This is a genomic window from Pseudoduganella sp. RAF53_2, from assembly GCF_052113985.1.
GTDB lineage: Bacteria > Pseudomonadota > Gammaproteobacteria > Burkholderiales > Burkholderiaceae_D > Rugamonas.
In genome coordinates, this window is sequence record NZ_JBFRDW010000562.1 from 1 (window position 1) to 4,097 (window position 4,097).

Sequence of the window (4,097 nt, forward strand, 5' to 3'; positions counted from 1 at the left end):
GTACATGAGGACTTCGTATTCCAGGGTCCAGAGCGAACCATTCACGGCACCCGGGAAAGGATTGTCTGCAAACACCCCGGGCAACGATGTGCCGCCCAATCCCATGCCGGCTTCTCCGATATAACTCCAGGTGGCGGCAGCGGAAAAATACCGGCCAGTGGCAGAACGGTTACGGCAGGCCCCAATACGAGGGCGCTCAGTAACGCCAGCACCAGCAGYCCGGGGAAAATGCGCAAGGCACGCCGCGCCAGGAATCGTAAGCCGTGCGAATCGGATTCCCAGCTTTGCGCAACGAGAAATCCGCTGATGCCAAAAAACACCGCGACAGCCAATCGTCCCCAGGTCAGGCCGGGCAGCGGCTCCGGCTCCGGGAGCCCAAGCAACGGGAAACTATGGCTGTACAAAACGGCTGCCGCCGCCGTCATGCGCAGAACGTCGAACGCGTTGTCATGGGCTTTTTCGTTCATGGTCAGCACCGCGCGGCGATGTCAAATTTCCAATATAGTCAGCACGGGCTAACCCAGCAAGAACATCGTGTTCAGATTGACATAAACACCTCACTGACATATAGTCCCGAGTCTTGATCGGGAGAGCGCAGAACTGTCTGCCGCCGAAGGGGCACCACCCAAAAACTCTCAGGCAAAAGGACCTGTCAAGGGGCTGCAACGGCAGCTCAAACTCTGGAGAGCGGCTGCATAAGGCAGCCCACCGAAGGGGCGTGCGGGATTATCTTCCCGCTATCTCTCAGGTACCAAGGACAGAGGGGTAGGCGTATCTATGTTCAGTTAACCCTACTCTTTTCGGCACCGAGGTACCATGACGCTCAACGCAACCCCACTCAACAACGCTCACCGTGCCCTCGGCGCCCGTATGGTCGACTTCGGCGGCTGGGACATGCCTGTTAACTACGGCTCCCAGATCGAAGAACACCACGCAGTGCGCACCGACGTCGGCATGTTCGACGTGGCCCACATGTGCGTTGTGGACGTCAAAGGCGCGAATGTGCGCGGCTTCCTGCGCGGCCTGCTGGCCAACAACGTCGACAAGCTTCAGGTTTCCGGCAAGGCGCTCTATTCCTGCATGCTGACCCCGGAAGGCACCGTGATCGACGACCTGATCGTCTACTTCTTCACCGAAGACTGGTTCCGCATCGTCGTCAACGCCGGCACCGCCGAAAAAGACGTGGCCTGGATGCAGAAGCAGAACGAAGCCACCAAGGCCGGCCTGACCATCACCCAGCGCCGCGACGGCGCCAATGCAATGGCCCTGATCGCCGTGCAAGGCCCGAACGCCCGCGCCAAGGTGTGGGACGTGATCCCGCAATCGAAAGACGCCACCGCTGAAATGAAGCCATTCAATGTGGCCCTGGTACCTGGCACCGCCTTYGGCGAAGCCATGGTGGCGCGCACCGGCTACACCGGCGAAGACGGCTTCGAAATCGGCGTTCCTGCCGATCAGGCAGAAAAGCTATGGAATGCACTGGCCGCAGCTGGCGTGAAGCCGGCAGGCCTGGGCGCGCGCGACACGCTGCGCCTGGAAGCCGGCATGAATCTGTACGGCTCCGATATGGACGAAACCGTGAACCCGCTGGACGCTGGCCTGGCATGGACCATCGACCTGGTATCCGAGCGCGACTTCATCGGCAAAGCAGCCCTGCAAGCCAAAGGCCAGAACCAGCAGTTCCTGGGCCTGATCCTGCGCGAAAAAGGCGGCGTGCTGCGCTCGCACCAGAAAGTGATCGCCGCCAATGGCGATACCGGCGAAATCACCTCCGGCACCTTCTCCCCGACCATGCAGCAGACCATCGCGCTGGCGCGCCTGCCAATGAGCGTGCAAGTGGGCGATACCGTGCACGTCGAAATCCGCGACAAGAAGCTGGCCGCAAGCGTCGTCAAGCTGCCTTTCGTGCGCAACGGTAAAATCCTCGCTGCCTGACCCGAACAACAACCCAACTGGAGCCACAATATGAGCAACATTCCTGCAGACCTGAAGTACACCGAGTCCCACGAGTGGGTACGCGCTGAAGCTGACGGCACCGTCACCGTAGGCATCACCGAATACGCGCAGGAAGCGCTGGGCGACATCGTGTTCGTCGAACTGCCGAAAGTCGGCAACACCTACACCGCCGGCGACGACTGCGCCGTGGTGGAATCGGTGAAAGCCGCTTCCGACATCTACGCTCCGGTCTCGGGCGAAGTGGTGGCAGTGAACGACGCCGTGGTGGCCTCCCCTGAGTCCATCAACGCCGACGCTTACGCCAACTGGATGTTCAAGATCAAGCCGTCCGATGCCAACGCCATCAACGGCCTGCTGGACGCTGACGCCTACGGCAAGACCGCCGGCTAATCACCGCATCAACGGGCCAGCCTGCGCGCTGGCCCTTCTTATTTTCGGCCTAGAGATTTCTTCACCATGACCCGCACCAGCCTTTCCCAACTTGAAGCCCGCGATGCATTCATCGCCCGCCACATCGGCCCGGACGCTGCAGAACAGCAGCAGATGCTCGACGTACTCGGCTACGCCACCCGCGCTGCGCTGATCGACGCCATCGTCCCACCGGGCATCCGCAACAAGAGCGCCCTGCCCCTCGGCCAGTTCTTCGAGCCGATGCCGGAACAGGAAGCGCTGGCCAAGCTGAAAGGCATCGCCGGCAAGAACAAGGTGCTGAAATCCCTGATCGGCCAAGGCTATTACAACGCCCACACTCCGGGCGTTATCGTGCGTAACATCTTCGAGAACCCAGCCTGGTACACCGCTTACACGCCGTACCAGCCTGAGATTTCCCAGGGTCGCCTGGAAGCCATTCTGAACTTCCAGCAAACCCTGATCGACCTGACCGGCATGGCCATCGCCAACTCGTCCATGCTGGACGAAGGCACCGCCGCTGCCGAAGCGATGACGCTGATCCAGCGCGTGGGCAAGTCGAAGTCGAACACCTTCTACGTCGCCAACGACGTGCTGCCGCAAACCCTGGAAGTGGTGCAGACCCGCGCCGAGCCGCTGGGCATCACCGTCAAGACTTTCGACCCGGCCGAACTGGCTGGCGTGACCGATGCCTTCGGCGTACTGCTGCAGTACCCAGGCGTGAACGGCGTTGTGCGCGACTACCGCGCCGCCGTTGAAGCAGTCAAGGCCACCGGCGCACTGGTGGTGGTGGCCGCCGACCTGCTGGCACTGACCATGCTGACGCCTCCAGGCGAATGGGGCGCCGACGTCGTCGTCGGTAACTCGCAGCGCTTCGGCGTACCGCTGGGCTTTGGCGGCCCGCACGCCGGCTACATGGCGACCCGCGATGAATACAAACGCTCCATGCCGGGCCGCCTGGTTGGCGTGACCATCGACCAGAACGGCAACAAGGCTTACCGCCTGGCGCTGCAGACCCGCGAACAGCACATCCGCCGCGAAAAAGCGACCTCCAACATCTGTACCGCACAGGTGCTGCTGGCGGTGATGGCTTCCATGTACGCCGTCTACCATGGCCCGCAAGGCCTGCATAACATCGCCAAGCGCGTGCACCGCTACACCGGCGTGCTGGCCGCATGGCTGCGCGGCGCCGGCTACGGCATCAACGAAACCTTCTTCGACACCCTGACCGTCAAGACCGACAAGGCCGACGCGCTGCACGCAGCCGCTGTCGCCGCCGGCATCAACCTGCGCAAGATCGACGCCCGCCACGTCGGCGTATCGCTGGACGAAACCTGCGACCGCTCGACCCTGGCCGCACTGTGGACCGTGTTCGGCAACGGCGCTGCCCAGCCGGACTTCGACGCCACCGAAGCGGCCGTGGAACGCAACTTCCCTGAGCAACTGGGCCGCACCTCGGCTTACCTGACTCACCCGGTCTTCAACCGCTACCACAGCGAAACCGAAATGCTGCGCTACCTGCGCTCCCTGGCCGACAAGGACCTGGCGCTGGACCGCACCATGATCCCGCTGGGTTCCTGCACCATGAAGCTGAACGCCACCAGCGAAATGATTCCGGTGACCTGGCCTGAGTTTTCGACCATCCATCCTTTCGCGCCGAACGACCAGACCGTGGGCTACCGCGAAATGATCGATCAGCTGGAAGCCATGCTGTGCGCCGTGACCGGCTACGC

The 4,097-nt window shown here is 62.2% G+C and carries 3 protein-coding genes, 1 pseudogene and 2 riboswitches; of the genes and pseudogenes, 3 read left to right on the forward strand and 1 reads right to left on the reverse strand.

The genetic code is table 11. The features are described 5' to 3' along the window. Positions 1–41 precede the first annotated feature (41 nt). Entirely contained in the window at positions 42–467 is a 426-nt protein-coding gene (locus AB4Z11_RS25330) for an acyltransferase family protein (RefSeq protein WP_442028546.1), read from the reverse strand. A gap of 108 nt (positions 468–575) precedes the next feature. Continuing rightward, positions 576–661: riboswitch (glycine riboswitch) on the forward strand. A gap of 9 nt (positions 662–670) precedes the next feature. Next, positions 671–771: riboswitch (glycine riboswitch) on the forward strand. A gap of 45 nt (positions 772–816) precedes the next feature. Here AB4Z11_RS25330 and gcvT point away from each other — a divergent pair. The 3 genes and pseudogenes from gcvT to AB4Z11_RS25345 form a co-directional block, all read left to right on the forward strand. Further along, positions 817–1,935: a glycine cleavage system aminomethyltransferase GcvT gene (gene gcvT / locus AB4Z11_RS25335; RefSeq protein WP_442028547.1), complete on the forward strand. Its 1,119-nt coding sequence runs from the start codon at positions 817–819 to the stop codon at positions 1,933–1,935. Between the two features lie 30 nt (positions 1,936–1,965). Then, complete coding sequence (gene gcvH / locus AB4Z11_RS25340) at positions 1,966–2,346, forward strand: glycine cleavage system protein GcvH (protein ID WP_442028548.1); 381 nt, start codon at positions 1,966–1,968, stop codon at positions 2,344–2,346. A 66-nt stretch (positions 2,347–2,412) separates the two neighbouring features. Continuing rightward, positions 2,413–4,097: pseudogene (locus tag AB4Z11_RS25345) on the forward strand (glycine dehydrogenase (aminomethyl-transferring)); the annotation flags it as partial.

Excerpts from the sequence above, each read along its gene's own strand:
- gcvH (WP_442028548.1), top strand. The coding sequence starts at position 1,966 with ATGAGCAACATTCCTGCAGACCTGAAGTACACCGAGTCCCACGAGTGG.